The 22,629-nt window shown below is 42.0% G+C and carries 17 protein-coding genes; 11 read left to right on the top strand and 6 right to left on the bottom strand.

Going from position 1 to position 22,629, the window contains the following annotated elements; all coding sequences use genetic code 11:
* The 7 genes from LKX84_RS15600 to LKX84_RS15570 all read left to right on the top strand — a co-directional run.
* Positions 1-970: T9SS type B sorting domain-containing protein (locus LKX84_RS15600; RefSeq protein ID WP_228238223.1), on the top strand; the 970-nt coding region annotated here is incomplete at its 5' end.
* 17 nt (positions 971-987) lie between these two features.
* Positions 988-1,932 carry a type IX secretion system membrane protein PorP/SprF gene (locus LKX84_RS15595; protein WP_228238221.1) on the top strand — a complete coding sequence of 315 codons (945 nt, stop codon included), beginning with the start codon at positions 988-990 and terminating at the stop codon, positions 1,930-1,932.
* A gap of 21 nt (positions 1,933-1,953) precedes the next feature.
* The gene (locus tag LKX84_RS15590) at positions 1,954-2,967 is read left to right on the top strand and encodes a dienelactone hydrolase family protein (RefSeq protein ID WP_228238219.1); all 1,014 of its coding nucleotides are present in this window, start codon (positions 1,954-1,956) and stop codon (positions 2,965-2,967) included.
* 206 nt (positions 2,968-3,173) lie between these two features.
* Entirely contained in the window at positions 3,174-3,560 is a 387-nt protein-coding gene (locus LKX84_RS15585; protein ID WP_228238217.1) for a hypothetical protein, read from the top strand.
* A gap of 171 nt (positions 3,561-3,731) precedes the next feature.
* On the top strand, positions 3,732-4,382 hold the full coding sequence (locus LKX84_RS15580; RefSeq protein ID WP_228238215.1) for a hypothetical protein: 651 nt from the start codon (positions 3,732-3,734) through the stop codon (positions 4,380-4,382).
* Between the two features lie 892 nt (positions 4,383-5,274).
* Positions 5,275-7,212 carry a sensor histidine kinase gene (locus tag LKX84_RS15575; protein WP_228238212.1) on the top strand — a complete coding sequence of 646 codons (1,938 nt, stop codon included), beginning with the start codon at positions 5,275-5,277 and terminating at the stop codon, positions 7,210-7,212.
* Positions 7,213-7,223: 11 nt separating this feature from the next.
* Positions 7,224-7,976 carry a LytR/AlgR family response regulator transcription factor gene (locus LKX84_RS15570; protein ID WP_163633368.1) on the top strand — a complete coding sequence of 251 codons (753 nt, stop codon included), beginning with the start codon at positions 7,224-7,226 and terminating at the stop codon, positions 7,974-7,976.
* On the opposite strand, the gene LKX84_RS15565 is transcribed toward LKX84_RS15570, so the two are convergent.
* The 6 genes from LKX84_RS15565 to LKX84_RS15540 all read right to left on the bottom strand — a co-directional run bounded on the left by LKX84_RS15565 (position 7,973) and on the right by LKX84_RS15540 (position 17,658).
* Complete coding sequence (locus tag LKX84_RS15565) at positions 7,973-8,554, bottom strand: bifunctional precorrin-2 dehydrogenase/sirohydrochlorin ferrochelatase (protein ID WP_228238210.1); 582 nt, start codon at positions 8,552-8,554, stop codon at positions 7,973-7,975. The two genes, LKX84_RS15570 and LKX84_RS15565, sit on opposite strands and share 4 nt — an antisense overlap.
* Positions 8,555-8,651: 97 nt before the next feature.
* Entirely contained in the window at positions 8,652-9,593 is a 942-nt protein-coding gene (locus LKX84_RS15560; protein ID WP_228238208.1) for a type IX secretion system membrane protein PorP/SprF, read from the bottom strand.
* A gap of 2 nt (positions 9,594-9,595) precedes the next feature.
* The gene (locus LKX84_RS15555; RefSeq protein ID WP_228238207.1) at positions 9,596-13,696 is read right to left on the bottom strand and encodes a gliding motility-associated C-terminal domain-containing protein; all 4,101 of its coding nucleotides are present in this window, start codon (positions 13,694-13,696) and stop codon (positions 9,596-9,598) included.
* Positions 13,697-14,022: 326 nt separating this feature from the next.
* Positions 14,023-14,337 carry a hypothetical protein gene (locus tag LKX84_RS15550; protein WP_228238206.1) on the bottom strand — a complete coding sequence of 105 codons (315 nt, stop codon included), beginning with the start codon at positions 14,335-14,337 and terminating at the stop codon, positions 14,023-14,025.
* A gap of 252 nt (positions 14,338-14,589) precedes the next feature.
* Positions 14,590-16,380: a ribonucleoside-diphosphate reductase subunit alpha gene (locus tag LKX84_RS15545; RefSeq protein ID WP_228238205.1), complete on the bottom strand. Its 1,791-nt coding sequence runs from the start codon at positions 16,378-16,380 to the stop codon at positions 14,590-14,592.
* A gap of 3 nt (positions 16,381-16,383) precedes the next feature.
* Positions 16,384-17,658, bottom strand: a complete 1,275-nt coding sequence (locus LKX84_RS15540; protein ID WP_228238200.1) for a ribonucleotide-diphosphate reductase subunit beta — start codon at positions 17,656-17,658, stop codon at positions 16,384-16,386.
* A gap of 364 nt (positions 17,659-18,022) precedes the next feature.
* Here LKX84_RS15540 and LKX84_RS15535 point away from each other — a divergent pair, with 364 nt between their 5' ends.
* Genes LKX84_RS15535 through LKX84_RS15520 form a run of 4 tightly spaced genes read left to right on the top strand, consistent with a single transcriptional unit; the run spans position 18,023 to position 22,587 of the window.
* Positions 18,023-19,354, top strand: coding sequence for a TolC family protein (locus LKX84_RS15535; protein WP_228238198.1), 1,332 nt, complete (start codon positions 18,023-18,025; stop codon positions 19,352-19,354).
* A gap of 5 nt (positions 19,355-19,359) precedes the next feature.
* Positions 19,360-20,613, top strand: a complete 1,254-nt coding sequence (locus LKX84_RS15530) for an efflux RND transporter periplasmic adaptor subunit (protein ID WP_228238197.1) — start codon at positions 19,360-19,362, stop codon at positions 20,611-20,613.
* Positions 20,614-20,617: 4 nt separating this feature from the next.
* Positions 20,618-21,361 (top strand): ABC transporter ATP-binding protein, encoded by a 744-nt coding sequence (locus LKX84_RS15525; RefSeq protein ID WP_228238196.1) that lies wholly within the window; start codon positions 20,618-20,620, stop codon positions 21,359-21,361.
* Entirely contained in the window at positions 21,361-22,587 is a 1,227-nt protein-coding gene (locus tag LKX84_RS15520) for an ABC transporter permease (RefSeq protein ID WP_228238195.1), read from the top strand. Before LKX84_RS15525 ends, LKX84_RS15520 begins: the two co-directional genes overlap by 1 nt.
* Positions 22,588-22,629: the final 42 nt, after the last annotated feature.

Genomic DNA, 22,629 nt, shown 5'->3' with positions numbered 1-22,629 from the left:
GAAAGAATTAAACTTTACCGTTAATGTTCAAAATGAAAGTTGCTGGGAAAGTATAGATGGTTTAGTATCCGTGAACGTTGGAAATGCCATTCTACCCGTAACGGTACAACTCAATTCCATGTCGCCTATAGTATTCAATAGCAATTCCTTTGTTATTGAAAATTTATCCCCAGGAAACTATGAAATGACGGTAATCGATAATGGCGGATGCCAGACAGAAACCAATTTTGTAATTGGAGCAGGTGGGCCAAATCTTGAGGCATCGGTTGAAGCTGTTTACCTATGCGATGCAAACATGCCTTCTAATACAATTGATGTAACACTTGTTGACCCAACCATTGGCAATGATGTGCTCTATGCGTTGGATTCTACAGACCCCAACGATTTTATTATGAGTCCAGAATTTGGGAATATCAGTCCAGGCGCACATAACCTATCCATCTTGCACAATAACGGTTGTATGATAGAAATTCCATTCATTATTGAAAATGTTGACCCCTTGGAACTAACCCTATCAAGTATCAACATAAATGAAATTACAGCAAATGCCACTGGTGGGTTTGGCCCATACACTTACTATTTTGATGGCAATGAGGGGACTTCGTCCAATACCTATACGATTAACCGCAGCGGAACTTTTATTGTTAAGGTCGTGGACAATAGAGGATGTGAATCCGAAGAAAGTATAACCCTTAACCTTACAGATCTGTCCATCCCCAACTTTTTTACCCCTAACAATGATGGTCAAAGGGATTTTTGGAAACCGAGAAATATGGAACTGTTCCCTAACATCCAAACTTTCATTTTTGACCGATATGGGAGAAAAATCAAAATTATGGGCGCAATGGACAAAGGCTGGGACGGCCAATATGAATCGAAGCCATTACCCTCTGGAGATTATTGGTATATCGTGAACCTAAATGATGGCTCTGGACGGGAATATGTCGGGCATTTTACACTGTACCGATAAAATTTGAATGACAAACAATGAAGAGAATTTTAGTTTTTTTGATTTTAATCAATGGAGTTTTGATGAGCGGGCAAGAATTGACCATCCCCCAATTATCACAGTATCTGTCTGACAATCCGTTTTTAATGTCCCCTGCATATGCCGGTATTGGAAATTATGTAAAGGTTAGGATGAACGGATTGACGCAATGGGTGGGTATCCGGGATGCACCGGATACCCAATCCTTGTCCGCAGATGTTAGATTAGGGAACCGGTCCGGAATTGGCATGGTACTGTACAATGATTCCAACGGTGAAACCAAGCAAAGAGGTGGAAAAGTTTCTTTTGCCCACCATTTGACCATAGATAAATACAAGGACAACTATTTTTCCCTTGCTTTGTCATTCAATCTGAACCAATTCAGGATTGACATTGAAAACTTTGAGGACAATGATGACCTTGGTGTAGTCGACGACCGTTCTTCAAGTAATCCCAATTTTGACCTTGGAACACTTTATAGAAAGGGCGGTTTTTACCTCAGTCTGAATGCTTCTAATATCCTGAACAAGGATTTTAAAAAGTTCAACCCCATATTCGAGCCAAATACCTTACGGAATTATTACCTCTATTCAGGGTATAGCTTCCGCAAAAGTAGAAGGGCCGATTTTGAAGTTGAGCCTTCCATTTTTATCCAATACTTTGAAAGTGATGGTCGTTCAATAACCGATCTTAATACCAAATTCAAATGGTACGACTTTTTGGATTATTACTACTTTGGGTTTACCTATAGAATTCTGAACGATCAATTGGGTAAACCGCTATACGTGGCTCCAATCCTAGGGCTGAAAAAAGGTGATTTCTACTTTGGCTATAGTTATCAGGTCATCATGAACGAACTGTTGGGATACTCAAAAGGTACCCATGTGGTGACCGTTGGCATTGATCTTTTCCAGGGTATTTCAAATTGTACCTGTACCTATTGACGAAATTCTAATTTATATTTTATGCATATACTCCCAAACAAACCCAAGATTCTTAACCTACTCGTATTCATTGTCTTAAGTTCAATTTATTTATCATGCAGCAAAGATGATGATTCCATTCCCTCAGCCGATGATGAATCCGAAATCAAATTAGGTGCGAAAACCGCAGATACCATTTTATTTGCCACAGTGGACAATTACAAAATTCCTGTTTACCTCTCCATCCCAAAGGATTGTGGCAATGTGAGTTTGCCTGCTGTTGTTGTTTTGCATGGTTCGGACGGCATGTGGACGAATCATGACCCCAGTACAGGGACCATGTCTGGCCAAAACAATGAATGGCGGGCCCTATTTGATGCGGATTGTATTGTAGGTGCTTATGTGGACAGTTATTCAGAAAGAGGGGTAACTACCCGAACCGGTAAATGGACCACGGCTCCTGATAACTTTAAGATCAGCTCCCAATTTGTTCGACCTAAAGATGCCTATGCAGCCCTTTCCCTATTGAAGCGATTGCGTTTTGCCAATGGAAAGTCCGTAATTAGGCCAAAAGACATTGCCCTATTGGGTTTTTCCGATGGTGCTAGTGCCGTTGCCGCTACCCTTTACAATACAGCAACCACTCCAAAGGATTGGAAATGGAGCCAATCTTTTGATGGAAAGAAGTATGATACATCATCAGGTGTTTTACCTCCTGACCCAAATGCAAATAACGGATTCGCCGGCGGAGTTTTTTATTATGGAGGTTCTGGCGGATACGACTATTGGGGTGCCAACGTTTGTGGAACCAATGCCATGGAAGGTAATATCTATCGAACGTATGCTCCGATTCTATATCAAATTCCACAAGATGGGTATTTAACGGAAAACACGCTGTGCATGTACAATGTGTTAAAGGAAAAAGGAGACCCGGTGGAATTGAACCTATATGAAGGCGTTGGACATGGATTTGATTTTGACCACCTCCCTCAAAGCTATGAGGCCAGATCAAAAGCCATGGATTGGTTTAGAGATTTATTGCATATTATTCCATAGGATATAAAGAGCAAATCCCAAAGGCAATATCAATTTTATCTACCTCAGGTATTGCTGAACAACCTCACTTAGTTGCTCCCTTGAACCATAAAGTTGTGCTTTTAAAATGATACTTAAAAGTCGGCTTATTAGGGAGTACCAAACCATCATCCTCAGAAAAGAAAAAATACCTCAAAGTACAATCAGAACACCTAAAACAAATTGAAATGAGAGATAACTTTCTTGAAAAATGGATTTTGGACCTGGTCAAATCAGAGTATGAGTTTGGCAACATTCCAAGGCAGGCAACCTACAGATTAAGGGAACGTATGGATGACTTCATTGAAGTTACCATTGAATGGATGGATGCAGCAAACAACAGTTATAAGATTGTTTACCATGCCCGATCCTATGGTAGGCTCAAAGCAGATGAAAATCCTGAAATTGCCAAAGACCCCGTGTTTGAACTGGAGAACTACTACACTTTGGAAATCCATACCTACATCAATCATATTAAACGGAACTACAGCACCCGAAAGATTGCCAACTATGATGTGATGGGTGTGGTAGGGCAGTTTGAGAACATGGAGGAGAAAAAGGAAGCGGAATCATAGGATTTCAAATAAATATTTGTATTTCATCCTTGAAAACAAACACTTAATCGTGTGTTTTTCAGCCGTCAATTGATAAGATACATTAGTATATTATGCCCTTGTCCCCTCCTATTTTATTAGTTATTTCGATATGTACAAAGTTCCCAAGTTTTAATCCAAATTCAGTAACCTATGCTTCTTTTCACTATCATTTGGACCCTCATCTGCGCGGCAATCATCATTGGGTATCCGTTATATCTGTTCAACAAATCTGCCACTGCCGATGATCATTTAAGTCAGATGAGTTCGAACACTGTTGAACTGATCTCCTTTGATATTAGGGAGCAACTGCCAGGATGGTCCTTCTCCATTGATGTACCACAACTAACCGAGGATATTGTTTTCAACAACCCGGTCCTTTTTTATCTGGAGTCAGAAAATGCATGTCTTAAACTGCCCTTGACTAATACTACAATGGGTTATACGGCCCATGTGCATAAAAATGTGGGCAAGGTTTATGTGACCTTTAAATCGTTGCAAGATGGGGTCTCTAATTTCTATGTCCCAGCTTGGCATTTGAGCAAATTGAAAATATTGATCATCAAATCCAAAGACAAGAGGATTTATGGCGATTGGGCGGCCAAGCCGGACAAATCCCCCGTACAAAAGCGACTTGCCAAAGCGGGGATTAACGTGCATGACTATGAAGATTTGTTAGGATATGTCAGCAACATCGCGTCCATTGATTTTAAGGGACATTTTAAAACAAGAAAGCCTGCAAAACCGAACACTCAAATTCCAACATTGCTTAGGCATGATCAGGAGTTAAGCCCCGTTGGGTAAAAGAAAATCTTTAGTGTTCATTTATATTTGTTGACGTGGGGCCCCTCCTAGGGGTCCCATTTTCTTTTAGGGCTGCTTTCAACTCCTTAAGTCATCCCGTCATTAACCGATAAGGCCCATTCATAAATTCAAATCGAGGCTTCATCAAATCCGGTACTGAGTATTTATTTATCCGCTTTAGATTTAGTCAAACAAATTAAACTAATGAACAATTACATAAGATATTGGGCTGTACTAAAAGGAAGCTTAGCTCCTTATCTTCTGTTCTGGCGATGAAGATCGTACAGCCCTACAGATTATATGAACGGCACCGATTCAAAATATTGACAAACTCACCACCAGTAATTCCTTCTAAAGCTGAAAGCAAGTATGGGGTTATGCTGCGCACCAGTAACAATAAGGAACGAAAGTGGTGAGTATTCCATAGTGGAAAGAAAAAGGCCCATTATACTCTTGTGCGATAGATAACCCCGTCCCCCTCCCAAATCTTTCAAGGAAAATGAAGCTATTGTTGTACTTAAAATACAATGATACCCAAGTAATAATAGGAATTATCATTCGTGTAAAACCGTATCGATAATTATCCTTTGGTCAATATCTAAAATGAAAGTCTTCTAGGAAGGTTTTTGTATGGGTTTGATTTTCAGATTGTTGAATATTCCATTTGTATGGAGTGTCGGTTCTATTTCTTCTATTTGATGAAAAAATATACCTAAATTAAGCAAGGACAAGACATGAAAGAATACTCAAACCATATCCAAAACAACATCACTTTTCCTTGAAAAAGGATAGCTGAACAAGAATAGAACAAATATAAAAAATAATATTATTCGTACAATATAAATAAGTAATTTCTTTAAATATTTTAAGCCAGAACCTAAGCAACCTTCCCATGTTTACCCCATCAAAAAACGATCATCATCACATCTTAGACGCTTTTATCCATTTTACCAGTACTCAGAAAGTCTCCTTGAAGTCCACACCTACAGTTCCCAAATGCGATTTGAAAGTATTTGTCCTTTTCATCTTATTCAATTTTTTAGCAGTGTCAACCACCTTGGGTCAGACTGTAAACGAGGACCGAAAAGTAAAAAGAATTCCTGTTTCGTTATTTCAAACTACAGACACAAACATTAGTCCCCAAGACATTGTTACTGGCAATTATTCATTTACTCCTCAGAAAGAGTTTGTTAGGAAGAATTTATCAAATTCCATTTTCTGGGCTAAACTTGATTTTTCCAATGAACTGGATACTTTGGAAACGCGGCTAAATTGGCGTCTACGCAATGCTTTTGCTGAGGCTACTTTATATTATGTAGATCAAAAAGGTATTGATTCTCTACCTTTTGGAAGGTTTAATAAATTGGAGGGAACAACTTCTTTGCTTTATACACCGGGAGTTCGTTTTAAAAAACAGGAATTAATTGATGGGAAATATTTATTGATCAAATTTAAGTCCTACCAAAGGATTGGATATTTCCGGTATTTATCTGATGAAAGCAATAGATTTTATACTCAATATTATACATCCGAAGATTTGGATACCATCTATTTCCATCTAATTTATTTAGGAGCTTCGCTTATATTTTTTATCACATTTTTGATTATCTATTTTTTCATTCGCAAACCCGAATTTTTATTCTATTCCCTGTACAATTTTTTTTCAGCAATTTACTTGGCAGGATATATTATTCCATATTCTGGACATAAACCAATCTATGAAATCAAACCCATATGGTGGTTAATGACCATTTCTCAAATTATAATTAACCTCTTTTATGTTCTTTTTGGCATGTATTATTTGAATACGCGAAAGCAGTATCCATTTCTGCATAAAATAATGCAAGTGGTAGTACCCTTTCTAGTTCTTACCATTTTTGCACACCTTTGGGTATTTATTAATTATGACACAGAATTAGAATCTATCATATTGAATGTTCAAAGAATCCTAATGTCTCTGTTTGGGTTATTCGCAATGGTATACTTAATTATCAAATCAAAAGACAATTTGTCCTACTTTGTAGTAATCGGGTCTTTCGTATACACCATTGGTGCTTGGTTCTATTTATTCACATTGAATGATTTTTATATGATGACAGGCTCCTTGATTGAAATTATAATCTTCTCACTTGGTCTTGGTTATAAAATCAAACTGGAATACGAAGCGCGAATGGCCTTACAACAAGAAGTTTCCTTAAAGGAAATCAGCGCATTGCGTGCCCAAATGAATCCACATTTCATCTTTAACTCCCTAAGTTCCATTCAAAACCTGATACTGAAAAACGACCGGCCTGCCGCTTTGAAATACCTAACACAGTTTGGCAAACTGGCACGCAACGTATTGGAGAGTTCCAATGAGGCCGTTGTGACCCTTTCAGAAGAAATTGCCTTGTTAAGATCGTACCTAGAATTGGAATCCTTACGATTTGATAACGCTTTTGAATATACCATTGAACTGGACGAAAACCTGGATTCCGATAGTTTGGAAATCCCGCTCATGCTCATTCAACCCTTTGCTGAAAACGCGATCATACACGGTTTGGTGGGCAAAAAGGAAGGATTAAAAAATTTGATGCTTCGGTTCAAAAAGGAAGGCCCCTTCACCATCATCGAAATTGAGGACAACGGTGTCGGCCGTGTTGTTTCCAAAATCCAAGCAGAAGCCTCCAAAAAGCAACGGAAATCCAGAGGTATGGAAATCACCGAAAAACGATTGAAAATATTGAACAAAAACAAAGTGAACCAAAACAAGGTGGAGATTGTGGACAAATACGACGCCTATGGAAATGCCACAGGAACCAAGGTCATCATACAACTATTTAACCCATAAAAAACAAAACCATGATTTTAAAAGTAGTCATCATCGAAGATGAAAAACACAGTAGGGAGACCTTAAAATCAATGCTCGAAGAGTTTTGCAAAGATGTAAAAGTCATCGCCATGGCCGCTTCGGTGGAAGAAGGTGTAAAAGTATTATCGGTCTATAGTCCCGATGTGGTTTTTCTGGACATTGAACTGCAATCCGGGGTGGGTTTTGACGTACTCAACCAGATAAAGAATCCAAATTTTGAGGTCATCTTTACCACAGCTTTTGAAAAATACGCGATCAAAGCCATCAAGTTCAGTTCGTTGGATTATTTGTTGAAACCCATCGACCTTGATGAACTGCAACAAGCCGTGGAAAAGGCCCGCAACCGAATGGATACAAATGTGTATCGCGAACAATTGGACACCTTGATGCAGAGCATTTCCAAAGGCAGTGTACGCCCAGAGAAAATTTGTTTGGCCACAACGGCCGGCATCGAGTTCATAGCCTTGGAAGACATTATTGCCTGTAAAGCCGATGGATCGTACACCAGTTTTGTGCTCAAGGACAACAACACGCTTTTGGTAAGCAAACACCTGAAGGAATACGAGAATCTTTTGGGCGACCATCAATTTATGAGGGTGCACAACAGTTATCTGATCAACTTGAAAGAAGTGAAAAAATACATCAAATCCGATGGGGGTTATTTGATCATGAGCAACGATATGCAGGTGAACATTTCTCCCAAGAAAAAAGACGACCTGATCGATGCCATGAAACGGCTCTAGTCCTTTTTGTTGATGAGCCCTTTGGTGAATTCGTTCAGGGTTTCCACCTTTTCCTCAAAATTGCCTTTGAGCGTCTTACGGTAATCATTCAGGTTTTGTACCAAGTCATCAATATTGTCCGGGATGACGTCCTCAAAAAATTGACGCAATCTTTTGGCTGTGGTAGGGGATTTTCCGTTGGTAGATATGGCCACCTTTACGTTGCCCTTAGTAACGATGCCACCCATATAAAAATCGCAAAAAGGCGGGTTATCTGCCACGTTTACCAAAATACTGCGTTCCCGGCAGTCGTGATACACTTCTTCGTTCACTTTGGGATTATCGGTACAGGCAATCACCAAGTGTTTACCATCCAAATATTCCTTTTGATAGGCAGCTTGTACCAATCCCACGGAATGCTTTTGGGCCAGTTCTTCGGTCTCCTTCAAAAATTCCTTGGCCACCATCTGTACTTGGGCGTTTGGACTGGATTTTAACAAGAAGGACAGTTTTTCCAGACCAACATTGCCCCCGCCCACTATCAAAACATTGAGTTGTGATACTTTTAAGAAGATGGGATATAGTTCATTCCTTTCCATAAATCCTTCAATTATTCTTTTTGAAACCTGAGTTTTGGTTTCAAAGTTAAAGATACTGACAAATTACGTAGGCTTGTTTAATGCAGGTAAATTGAACCTAGAAAGTAGGTTCTTCCAATTGCTTTTTAGCCGTTTTAAATTCATACCGAAGGAAGAGTTCATGGGAACCACCGGTATAACTTGCCAAGTTGGACGAGGTAAGATCATATGCATATCCGGCACTCAAGTTCGGGTTGATCTGCATTCCCAACAAGGTTGCGAAAGAATCATCCCATCTGTAGGCCAGTCCAAAAGTGAAGGTTTCCTTTAGTAAAGCATTTACAGAAATATCCGCAATGATCGGGGCACCGGGTACCCACTTCACAAAGAAAGCAGGTTTCAATTTTATTTCAGATGTTAGGTCCATGACCTTCCCCCCTATCATATAATAATGCAAACGCTCCGCGGCAATTTCCTGCTCTTGCCCATCATAATGCTTTTGGGAAAAGAAATTGGGAACGGCAAATCCCAAATAACCCTTGCCGGAATTATAATAAATCCCGGCCCCAATCGTCGGGAAAAATTTGCTTTTAATATTATCCTGAAAGGCCACATCGGATTCCTCGGTCAAACCTTTGGAGAAATCCACATCAAAGATGCGCCCACCTAATTTTAATCCGAAGGACAATTGTCTTTTGGTACTATCCAGTTGAATGGTATACGAAACATTTCCATCTAAAAAAGTCTCTGAAGAAGGACCTAGGGCATCATGGGCCAAAATGCCACCGACGCCAATTTTGTTCTCCAATGGAGTATCTACCGAAAGTACCTGGGTATTGGGAGCCCCATTGATACCAACCCATTGCGAACGATGCATGAGCAAGGCCGTTAAATGACCATTGGAACCTGCAAAGGCAGGGTTCACACTCATGGTATTGTACATGTACTGGGTAAATTGGGGATCTTGCTGGGCCGAAACCGAACTCATCCATACCAAAAGGACGGGCAAACAAAGCTGCTTTACAATTTTCACTATTTGTTTCATGATAAAAAGTGCCATCCTTATCTGTTTATATACAACCAATCTGTTCGTGGTTCCGATCCGTCGCCTAAATCCAAAATATAGTAATACGTGCCAACGGGCAATTGATCTTCTTTTTGGACAATGGCCCTGCCGTTTGGTGTACCATCCCAATCATTTTTATAGGAGCGGGTCTCAAAAACGATGTTGCCCCATCTGTTGTAGACCTGCAATGAATTGTTCGGGTATTGGGTGATGCAATCAATCTTGAAATAGTCGTTTACCCCATCGCCATTGGGTGAAAACTCGTTGTAGACCACCAAGCAGGTGGGCACCACATAAGCTTCGGCCATATTGTTGGATTCGTCGGTATCCCACTGATCTACATAGGCTAAACTGGCACGGTTCACATAATCTTCCATATCCAAGACTTTGACCGTGATATCCAGAGTTGCTATTTCATCTGGTTGCAAAATGGGGATTTCCCAAATACCGGAATTATCAAAGGTCCCGATGGATGCCAATGAACTCACTAATTGATAGCCGGAAGGCAATTGGTCTTCAATGCCGATGATAGTTGCCGGTAAATTTCCTTGGTTGGTTGCCGTGATGGTAAATACCACTTCATTACCCATACTAGGCGACATATTATTTACCGTTTTGCTGATGGATATATCAGTAGTTTGAGGAATTACAGAAGCACTGGCCTCATCATCATCGACTATTCCGTCCAGAAAGTCATTTTCATCCGGACCGACAGAGGGATCACTATCTGGATCCAAAAAGTTACTGGCTGTGATATAGGCTTGGTTCACAAATTCACCTTCCGATCCAGTAGGTGCGTTCACCACTGCCAAAACCTCCAAACTTTCTGTATCCTGATTCAAGATGGTTCTGTTGATATTCCAAACGCCTGAATTTGGATTGTAGACACCCGCTGTTGAAAAATGAGATTGATAACTAAAACCTTGAGGTAATAGATCTCTCACCATCACTCCAGAAGCATTGGTCGGCCCATTATTGGTCACACTGATCACGAACCTGACCACATCGCCAACGTTGGGAGAAGCGTTGTCCACCGTTATGGAGAGGGATAAGTCCGACAAACCTTGTGGAACGGGTATTACTGTTGATTGATCATCTTCGGAACCTAAATTGTTGTTTGGGGTAGAATCTGGATCATACGTGTCCAAAGCAATCAACTCTGCGGTATTCACATAGGACCCTGAAGAAAGAACCATGGCCCTTACTTCCAAAGTTGCCGATGCTCCATTGGCCAAATTGGGCAAATCCCAGGAACCTGCTATTTCATCATACGTTCCAGATGTGGTGGTTGCCGATACAAAATTGTACCCACTGGGCAATTGATCTTCTATGATCAAACCGGTAGCATCATTTGGACCATCATTGGCAGCTACAATGGTAAATACAATTTCTGAACCGGCATCCGGACTCATATTATCTGCCGTTTTGGTCACGGAAATATCGGTTACATGCCTTGGGTTGGTCGCCTGTTCATCCTGATCATCCTCTGAGTTCACATTGTTATTTGGCGTAGAATCCAAATCGAACAAAATGGCCGCAATGACTTCAGCAATGTTGTTATAATCCCCAGAAGGATTTACCTGTACAACCAAGTTCAACTGCAATTGAGCACCGGCGGCAATATTCCCAACATTCCAACGGCCATTGTTTGGGTTGAAAGAACCTGCGGCATCATCGGATACAAAGGTGTACCCTGAAGGCAGTCTATTTTGGACCATCACCCCAATGGCATCACTGGGTCCTTCGTTCAATAAGGTCAACGTAAAGGTCACATTGGTTCCCACATCGGGAGTGGTATTGTCTACAGAAACATCCAAATTCAAATCTGCTGAAGGAATGGGAGTGGTTCCAGCATTATCCTGATCGTTCTCGAAGAAATTGTTGTTGTTCGGGGTAGAATTGGGATCTAAATTATCCGAAGCAAAAACTTCCGTTACGTTGAAATAGTCCCCATCCGGATTTACGGTTGCCACAATATTCAAGGCTTCGGTATTGCCATCCACCAAGGTTCCATTCAAGGCCCAAATTCCTGTTGAAGCATTATAGATTCCCGCGGTTGAACTGTGGGAAACATAGGTATAACCTGTTGGGAGTTGATCCATGATTTCCACACCCGTAGCATCACTAGGTCCGTAGTTGGTTATGCTGATAGTGAAAATGACATCTTGTCCCACATATGGACTCAACACATTCACCGATTTGCGCAATAAAAGGTCAGAAACAGGCACCACAACAGGTGTTATGGTCTGTTGGTCATCTTCTGCTTCGTTGTTGTTTCCTGGGGTGGAATCTACATCATCCTCGGTTACACTGGTCAGTTCGGCGGTATTAGAATAAACTCCGGTTGGCAAAACTTCTACCGTAATATCCAAGGTTTCTGAAGCACCATTGGCTAAACCGCCAACCGTCCACGAGCCATTCGTTGGGTTATAGGTGCCGACTGAAGCATTGGCACTTACAAATTGATACCCAGTAGCCAAAACATCGGTCACCACAATGTTGGTGGCATCGCTTGGCCCGGCATTGTTTACTGTAACGGTAAACACGATTTCCGAACCCACTTCAGGAATAAATTCATCCACCGTTTTGGTCACCGAAATATCCACTATTGGATTCGGAACCACCACTACCTCATCTTGATCATCTTCTCCAGCAACATTATTGTTCGGGGACGAATCCACATCGGTTTGGTCATGACCCGTAATTTCGGCAACATTCACATAGTTCCCGCTTGCATTTACGTTGGCCAAAATGCTTAAACTTTGCGAAGCTCCATTTGCAACAGTTCCAACCGTCCAAATACCTGTAAGTTCATCATAGCTACCCCCACTATTATCAGAAACATAGGTATAGCCAGAAGGCAATAGATCGGTTACCTCAACGGAGGTGGCATCACTTGGACCATCGTTGGTAACGGTTATCGTAAACCGTACATTATCACTCACCAAAGGTGGGGATTTGTCAATGGTCTTACTAAGGGAAAGGTCGATGACCTCTTCTGGAGCCACTGTAATATCCCCTTGATCATCTTCGGAAGAAACCCCATTTGCCGGAGTGGAATCCGGGTCATAGGCATCGGAAGCGATTACTTGGGAAGTATTCGTATAATTTCCGGTCGGATTGACGGTTACATTGATCAACAGCGTTTCCGTGGCACCATTGGCCAGTGTGCCCACCTGCCAAAATCCATTGGCCGAACTATAGGTTCCAGCGGTAGCGGTGTAGGAAACAAAACTGAAACCGGACAAAAGTTGATCCACAACAACCACATTGGTGGCATCATCAGGACCGGAATTGGTCACGGATATTTCAAAACTCATCTGGTTACCCACATACGGATTCAGGTTGTTGCCCACCACGGATTTGGTCAAGGACAAATCTGCTTGCAAAGGAGCGGCCGTAACCGATGCTTCATCATCTTCACTTTGGTCGCCATCATCATTATTAGGTGTACTGTCCAAATCAAATTGATCGGCAGCCACTACTTGGGAAATATGGGTGAATTCACCGGATGTTCCCGTCGGCGTCAACACAGTAGCATTAAAAGTAAGGGAAACCGTATTGGTGCCCAAAGGAACCGTAAGTCCGGTCCAAGAAATATTTCGACTTACAAAACTGAAAGTACCACCATTGTTGATAGCTGTTACACTCCCAAACCCTGTTGGAACCAAGTTTCTTACCGAAACCCCCGTCGCATCCACATCCCCAAGGTTGCTCAAATTGAGGGTAAATGTGACCACATCGCCAATATCTGGAATGGTGTTACTTGCCAAGGCCTCCATTTGCAGATCAACCCCAACAATGGAAACACCGGCAGTATCAGATGCGCTTGTACAGGAAATATCCGAAACGGTCCATTCAAAAATATAAGTACCGGGAGCTGTATTGTTTACCTGTGTATTTGGGTCACTGGTATCCACAAAACTCACAATGGTGGGGCCAGAAAGTTGGGTCCATGTGCCTGTTCCCACAGCGGGTGTAACCGCATTTAAAAAAACGGGGGAAATCTGGGTCAACGTTTGATCTGGACCAGCATCCGCAGAACACAATTGTGCATACCCCGTTTGCATCATTACAAACAGAAAAAGGAGGGCCAATAAGAGTTGGTTTGATTTTTTCCGGGGTTGGAGTATGTTCATAGTTTGGTGGATGAGGTTGTTCTTACGAAGTAAGACCTATCCAAACATATCAAGAACACCCGTAAAATGGGAAGTTATGTTGTATTTCAGCGATCAAATGTTGTGAAACATCGGATAAACGATGAAAGCCAAAGTGTCAATTCCTATCCTTTGACAGGACTAAGTCTGCACAATCAAGTGATTCAGTCCACAAAGCCTTCGATTTAAAAGAGATTATAACAAAAAAGCTCGCCAATTTGACGAGCTTTATGTTATGAAAGGATTGGATAGATTTCTTAAAAATGCTACTTCTCCTTTTCCCAATAATTACCTCTTTCCGGACGTGCATTTTTTGCCATTCCACCTGTCAGTTTTCTTCTTTCCCTAAAAACTATGGGCATGGTCTCACAGACATCCTCAAAGGGTCTTCTATTTTTTGCCAACGGACCCATTATCGGCTCATGGTCATGGTCTTTGATTACCAGCATGGATTGTGGTTTTGGGTTCTTCCATGGCTTTCTGTTTTTGGCCCTAGGACCTGTTAAAATATCTTCTTGGCCATAAGCAAAGAAGGCTCCCAAAATCATCATAAAAAAAGTAATGTAGAAATTATAGGCCATATATTTTGAGATATTAATAATTAATTATCGCTAAAATAGATAATTTTCAATTTCGTCGATTGATAATTATTTGTTAAAACGGCCCGTTTGCATGTCAAATATTAGTTAACATTAAATGGTCGATTGCCAACAAAAACCAAAAAAGATTTTAGCGTTTTTTGCTTGAACTCATTTTTGCTTTTGGAATTTTTAAAGCATAAAAAAAGGCCTCGAAATATTCGAGGCCTTTTTTGGGTTTAGGTTGTAGTTAGATTATGCTTCGCAACTGGTGCATTCTTTCTTTTGCTTGAACTTTTGTGCCGCGTTCATACTGTGTTGGTAGTAGAGCGATTTCAAGCCAAGTTTCCAAGCCGTTACATGGATCTTATTGATTTCCTTGATAGGCATTTCAGGGTGTACAATGATGTTAACCGATTGTCCTTGATCAATATGGTTCTGTCTGTTTGCCGCTTGGTAAATGATATCCAACTGATCCAATTCGGAATACGTTTTGAACACGGCCTTTTCCGCTTCAGTCAAGAAATCAAGGTGCTGTACAGATCCATCCATATCGCGGATGCTTTTCCAAACCTCGTTGGTGTTCTGTCCTTTTTCTTCCAAAAGATCCATCAAATATGGATTTTTGATGGTCACCTTGATCTTGGCGATATCCTTCACGTAGCAATTGGACCAAATTGGCTCGATTCCTTGAGAAACCTGTCCCAAAATAAATGCGGAAGAAGTAGTTGGTGCAATGGCGTTCAAAGTTGCGTTTCTTCTGCCATAACCTTTCAACACTTCTGGCTCGCCAAAACGTTCGGCCAATTCTCCTGAAGCTTTATACGAACGCTCCTTGATGGTCTTGAAAATTTCACTGTTCAGGTTGTAGGCCTCTTGACTATCAAAAGCCAATCTTTTGGACTGTAACAAGGAGTGCCAACCCAATACCCCTAATCCAAGGGCTCGGTTTTCCTTAGCAAAATTATAGGCCCTTTCCATAAACAGGAAGGTTTGACGGTCATCACGATCAATAGAATCCCTATACGCTTCCAGTTTTTCTACGAACTCAGTGATAACGGCATCCAAGAAATAGACCATGGTCTCCACGGCATCCGTGTTCTTCCACTTGTCAAAATGCAACACATTAATGCTGGACAACACACAAACAAACGACCAGTTATCGTTGGAAGGCAACATGATCTCCGTACAAAGGTTACTGGCATAGATCCTATGGTCATTTTCCTTGTACACATCCACCGCACCATTGTTGGCATTGTCAGAGAAGAAAATATAAGGATAACCCATCTCTCCCCGACGTTGCAAAACTTTGGCCCAAATGGTCCTTTTGTCCACATCACCGGCAATCATTTCTTCCATCCACTGGTTGGTCACGGTAACACCATGGGTCAATTGTTGAATCGGGTTCCCTTCGGTACCGATTTCCAAAAACTCCATGATATCGTTATGGTCAATGGGAAGGTATGGAGAAAAACGGCCGCGACGAACCGATCCTTGACTTACCACATCCACCATGGATTCGAACAATTGCATAATGTGCACTGCTCCAGAAGCCTGGCCATTATTTTTTACCGGTGCCCCGCGGTGACGGATTTTTCCAAAATATCCTGAAGTTCCACCGCCTAATTTGGACATCATGCCCACTTCTGACTGGGTGTACAGGATGTTCCCCATATCATCATCAATGTGCGAACCGAAACAACTGATGGGCAAACCACGTCTTTTACCGAAGTTGGACCATACAGGTGATGCCAAGGAGAAAAATCCTTCCGACATATAATGATAGAATTTATCCGCATACCCAGGCATCTCCAAAATCTGCTCGGCACGTTCGGCAATCTCGCGGATTCGTTGCTCAGGCGTAACACCTTCGGTAAGGTAGCCTGATCCCAAAAACTGGCGGCTATACTCGTTCAACCATTCAAAACCTCCTTCTTCCTCTTTGGTCTTGATTTTGGCCAAGGCATCCTTTCTGGCGTTGATAAGATCTTGGGCTTTATCTATTTTTTGTTCGGTAATGTGTGGGGTGTTGGTAGTGTTCTCCATAATTTAAAAAAGGTCGTCGCTGGTTATACTTTGTGTTCTCTTGCTATAGTTAATAGATCTTTTTACGAAAAAGTCTCCGTGTTTGGTTCCAATGATCTCGTCATCGAACCATTCGGTTTGGGCCAATAGTTTTTGATCGATGTCGAATATTTTCGGAATACCGATACTTTCCAAGGAATTGTTGAAGCGGTTCTTGATGAATTCATTTACCACCGATTTTGGCAAGAAATCAAGCTCCCCTTCCTCAAAGATCCAGTCCACAATCTTGCTTTCTGCTTCAAAAGCTTTTTCACAAATATCTTGGATCATGCTGTTGTATTCCTTATCAAACCACTCTGGGCGTTCTTTTTTGATGATGTTGATGACATCGATACCAAAATCGCCATGGATCTGCTCTTCTTTGGAAGTAGCCTCTACCACGTTGGAAATCCCTTTCAACACATTTTTATGCTTGTTGAAGGCCATGATGATCAAAAACTGGGAGAAAAGGGAAACGTGTTCAATGAACAAGGAAAACAACAAGATGGATTCCGCATATTCTTGATTGTTCTCGCTTTTGGCATTTTTAAGGGCAGACTCCAAATACTGAACCCTTTTCATGATCACTGGTTTTTTCTTCAAATTTTCAAACTCTTGGTTCAATCCCAAGATTTCCAAAAGATGGGAATATGCATCGTGGTGCCTCACTTCGCTTTCCGCAAAAGTGGCCCCAACAGAACCAATTTCTGGCTTTGGCAAACGGTGGTAAACATCTCCCCAGAAGGATTTTACCGCCACCTCGATCTGAGAAATGGCCAACATGGTATTTTTAATGGCACTTCGCTCCACTTCGGACAATCCTGATTTAAAATCCTGGATATCGCTGGTGAAATTGAACTCGGTATGGATCCAATAGGAGTGGCGAATGGCAGGCACGTATTCATACAATTGAGGATACTCGTAAGGCTTTAGGTTGATGCGCTTTTCGAAAATGTCCGTCTGGCGCATTTGGGCCCTTTTGTTCCTGTAAATAATGTAGGCTTTGGCCACATCATGAAACTCACTGTTCATGAGTTCGTTCTCCACCACATCTTGAACCTCCTCCACAGTAGGCACGTAGTGTTCATCCAATTTTCTTCTATCCAACAAAGCTTTTTCCACGTTGCTGGCAATGGTTTGCGCATCGTTGATCTGACCGTGGTCAACAGCCGTCATGGCCTTTAGGATGGCATTTGTAATTTTGTGTAAATCAAAAGTTTGGGTACTAAAATCTCTTTTAGTGATATGAGAAATTTGCATGCGGAAAATTGTTTGGAGTTGTGTAATATAGCTCGATTGTAAAATTCATATTTTCTTTACTTTGATTTTACAAAGGCCGATTTAGGTTCTCAACACTTTTATCAACAGTACCTTTTTTCGACCCAAAAAATCATGGCGACAAACCTAAAATCAGCACTTTTAAAAAAAGGTGATAGGTGTCATGCATGCCGATATTTTTTCCACAGGTTTATCAACAGGATATTCAAGTTTTGGGTAAAAAACATGTTACACCCTAATTTTCCGTCGATTGAAAATAACGGTTCGTAGATTGGTTACGGCACAACTTCTATTACTACAATAACACGGATGGGTTTGTCTGAATTTTGGTCAAAAATGTACCACAATGAAAATTCAGGCAATTCTATGGTTTCTCTTCTTGGGACTTGCTTTGAGGGCCCAGGAACCCGATTCCCTCGCCACCAAAAAAGTATGGTCCCTGGAAGATTGCATTTCCTATGCACTGGAAAACAACATCACCATAAAACAGGCAGAACTGGATAAAAATGGTTCAGAAGTGAGCCTAACCCAATCCGAATATGCCAAACTTCCCAATTTAAGCAGTAGCGCATCCCAAAACTTTTCATGGGGATCATCTATCGACCCTATTACCAGTGACTTTGTATCACAACAGATAAGTTCCACGAACTTACAGTTAAGCACATCTGTTACTCTTTACAATGGAAGTCAGTTGACCAATGCCATCAAACAAAACAGATTGATGGTGGAACAGAACGACCTATATGTTGAAGAAGCCAAGAACAACATTTCCCTCAGCATTTTGGAAGCCTACCTTCAGATCCTGTACAACAAGGAAAGTTTGGAAGTGGCCCAAAACAATGTGGCCGCCTCTGAAAAGGAAGCTGAAAGGGCGAAGGCCAGATTGGATGCCGGCACCATAACCATTATCGATTATACGGACGCGCTTTCCCAAGCGGCCACCAACAAATCCAATTTAATCAGTGCCAAGAACAGTTATGCCCAACAGATCATAACCCTTAAACAGTTATTGGAACTGGACCCGACAGTGGAACTTGAAATTGAAGCATTGGACAATCCTTTGCTAGAGGGGCAAACAGTACCCAACAAGTTGGACGTTTACCAAAATGCCGTGGGGTCTATGCCTGAAATAAAGGCATCCGAATTGGGAACCGCAATCAATGAAAAAGATTTGGATATAGCCAAAGGCGGTTTCTTGCCCACACTATCACTAACAGGTAGTGTAGGCTCCGGTTATACCAGCACCAATGACCTTACTTTTTCCGATCAGTTGGATGTAAACTTCAACCAAAGGGTGGGTCTATCCTTAACAGTGCCAATCTTTTCAAGATATCAGAACAAGGCGCAATTAGCCAATGCCAAGATCGGGATAGAACAATCCAAACTGCAATTGCAGGTGGCCAAAAAATCCTTGTACCAAAAAATTGAGACGGCATGGCAAAATGCCCAGTCTGCACAAGAGCAGATAGAAGCTTCCAAAGTTGCCAGTGAGGCCGCACAGGAATCCTACAAATTGGCACAACGCAAATATGAACTCAACGCATTGAGTACCACAGACCTGGTGATAAGCCAAAACACTTTCACCAATGCACAACTTAACTATCTCCAATCGAAGTATCTAGGAATATTGTACAACGAACTACTCGATTTTTACCAAGGAAACGAAATTAAATTATAAATCCCATGAAGAAAAAAACCAAATTGATATTGGGTATCAGTGCCGTAATTGGCTTGGCCATTATAGCTTATATGGCATTTTCATCCGATAATGTTTCAGAAATACAGGTGGAAACCGTCCTTGCAAAAAAAGGCGATGTAACCACCATGGTCACCGCAACCGGTACCATTGAGGCCACTACCCAGGTAGATGTGGGTACCCAGGTATCAGGTGTTGTAGAAAAAATCTATGTGGATTTTAATAGCGAGGTCACCGAAGGGCAATTGATTGCCGAGTTGGACAAGACCAACTTGAACGCTGCCCTTGAACAGGCCCAGGCAGCATACGACAATGCAGTAAACGAAAGGGATTATAAAAAGAACATCTACGACCGGCAGAAAACGCTTTACGAAAACCAGGTATTGAGCAAGGCCGATTATGATGACGCGTTGTATGAGTTCAATGCGTCTAAAAGTACTGTTGTTCAAAAACGTTCGGACTTGCAAAGGGCACAGGCCAATTTGGGTTATGCCAACATATATTCTCCCATAAATGGGGTAATCTTATCCCGTGATGTGGACGAAGGCCAAACCGTTGCCGCAAGTTACAGCACCCCTACCCTATTTACCATTGCCAAAAACTTAAAGGAAATGCAGGTAGAAGCCGATGTGGACGAGGCCGATATAGGTCAAGTGGAGCAAGGGCAACGGGTAACTTTTACAGTGGATGCCTATCAAGGTGAAACCTTTAACGGAACCGTAACCCAAGTGAGGCTCAATCCTACCGTAAGTTCCAACGTAGTGACCTATACCGTAGTCATCAAAGCGGACAATCCCGACCTAAAGTTGAAACCAGGTCTTACTGCTACCATTTCCATTTACACTATGGAGTTGAAGGATGTACTCACGGCCGAGGCAAAGGCGGTCAATTTTAATCCAAACATGCCAGTATTGATGGCTTATGAGGAACAGGAAAGCATTCCATCCAAAGGCCCTGGACCAGGCAACGGACCAGGTAATGGTCCAGAAATGGGTAATCCTCCACAAGAAGATGCCAGCATGCTATGGGTACTGCAAAAAGATAAATCGATAGTACCCAAAAAAGTAAAACTAGGTGCCAGCGACGGGGTAAATGTGCAAATTATTGACGGGATTGAGGAAGGAGACCAATTGGTGTTCAGTTTAAAATCGGTTCAAGCCGGTGAGGTACAGGCCGCCCAGGACAGTGGAAGCCCCTTTATGCCTAAACCACCGGGAAGAACCAACAATAAGAAGAGCTAGGGCCATGTCAAAGACAATCATTGAAATACAAGATCTGAAACGGGATTTCCGCATGGGTGACGAAATTGTTCATGCCCTAAAAGGTGTGTCGCTCAATGTCCAAGAAGGAGAGTTCGTGACTATTATGGGATCCAGTGGTTCGGGAAAAAGTACCATGCTCAATATTTTGGGTTGTTTGGACAATCCTACCTCGGGAAGTTATTTAATCGATGGGGTACCCGTGGCTCAACTGAACAAAAATGAGCTCGCCACCATCCGCAATGAAAAAATAGGGTTCATCTTTCAATCCTATAATCTGTTGCCAAGGACAACCGCCATTGAAAATGTGGAACTTCCGCTTATCTACAACAGCAGGATTTCGGCAGAGGAACGTCATCAACGTGCCCTTGAGGCCTTGCAAATGGTCGGTTTGGGTGACCGGTTGGATCACACTCCTGCACAATTGTCCGGTGGACAACAACAGCGCGTGGCCATAGCACGATCTTTGGTCAACGACCCTGTCATCATCTTAGCGGATGAGGCCACGGGAAACTTGGATACACGAACATCTTATGAAATCATGGCTTTGTTCCAAGAACTCAACAGAAAAGGCAAGACCATTGCATTTGTAACCCATGAACCGGACATTGCCGAATTCAGCGGAAGAACGGTCATTTTAAAAGATGGCCATATCATCAAGGACGAGCCCAATCTGGACATCAACGATGCCGCCAAGGAATTGGCCGCCCTACCTAAAGAAAACGACTAATGAAAACCAGGATTTTAAATCTGATCAAAATAGCCCTCAAAGCTATCGTCCTGAACAAAATGAGGACTTTGCTGACCATGTTGGGTATCATTATCGGGGTGGCTTCGGTGATCGCCATGCTGGCCATCGGGGAAGGCTCCAAACAAAGCATAAAGGATGAAATTTCCAAAATGGGATCCAACATGATCAACATTCGCCCAGGTGCCGATATGCGAGGCGGTGTACGTATGGGGGGAAGTGAAATGCAATCCTTGAAATTGGAAGATTTTGAAGCGCTAAAGGAAAAAGCTACTTTATTGTCCTATATCACCCCACAAGTTAACGGCAGTGGACAATCCATCAACGGGGCCAACAACTGGCCTACCACCATTTATGGAGTAAATCCCGAATATCTCGATATTAAGATTTGGGAGCTTTCGGAAGGAAGCATGTTCACCAATGCAGAAGTAAAATCGGCAGCAAAAGTGGCCGTTGTAGGTAAAACCGTGGTGGAAAACCTCTTTCCGAACGGGGAAGATCCGATTGGAAAAATGATCCGATTCAACAGTATTCCCTTCAAGATCATTGGGGTTTTGGAAGAGAAAGGCGAGAGCAACTTCGGTCAGGATCAAGACGATATCATTGTTGCTCCGTACACCACAGTTCAGAAACGTATTTTGGCTATCGACTACATCCAATCCATTGTAGCATCTGCCGTAAGTGAGGAAGATGCCGAAGCGGCGGTTGAGGAAATATCCACTATCTTGCGGGAACAACATCAAATTGGCAATAATGATGCTGACGATTTCAACGTGTTTTCAATGGACGAGCTCATTTCCACTTTCAGTTCTACCAGCGAAATGCTGACGGTACTCTTGGTGGCCATTGCCAGTATATCACTTTTGATTGGAGGTATCGGCATCATGAACATTATGTACGTTTCGGTAAAGGAAAGGACCCGTGAGATTGGGCTCCGAATGGCAGTAGGTGCCAAAGGTGCCGATATTTTATTGCAATTTTTGACAGAAGCCGTGCTCATCAGTGTTACCGGTGGTATCATCGGGGTGTTGCTCGGTTTTGGCGCAACGCTTTTTATCAAATCCATATTGGGATGGCCCACGATCATTACTTCGTATTCGGTTGTGATATCTTTTGCTGTCTGTGCCATCACCGGTATTTTCTTCGGATGGTACCCGGCCCGAAAAGCTGCTGCCCTAGATCCTATTTCCGCATTACGATATGAATAACCCGAACATAACATAGAGCATATGAAAAACAAATGGCGCAAA

It is taken from the genome of Allomuricauda sp. M10 (assembly GCF_020782875.1).
Lineage (GTDB): Bacteria > Bacteroidota > Bacteroidia > Flavobacteriales > Flavobacteriaceae > Flagellimonas.
This window is presented reverse-complemented; position numbering and strand designations above follow the sequence as displayed.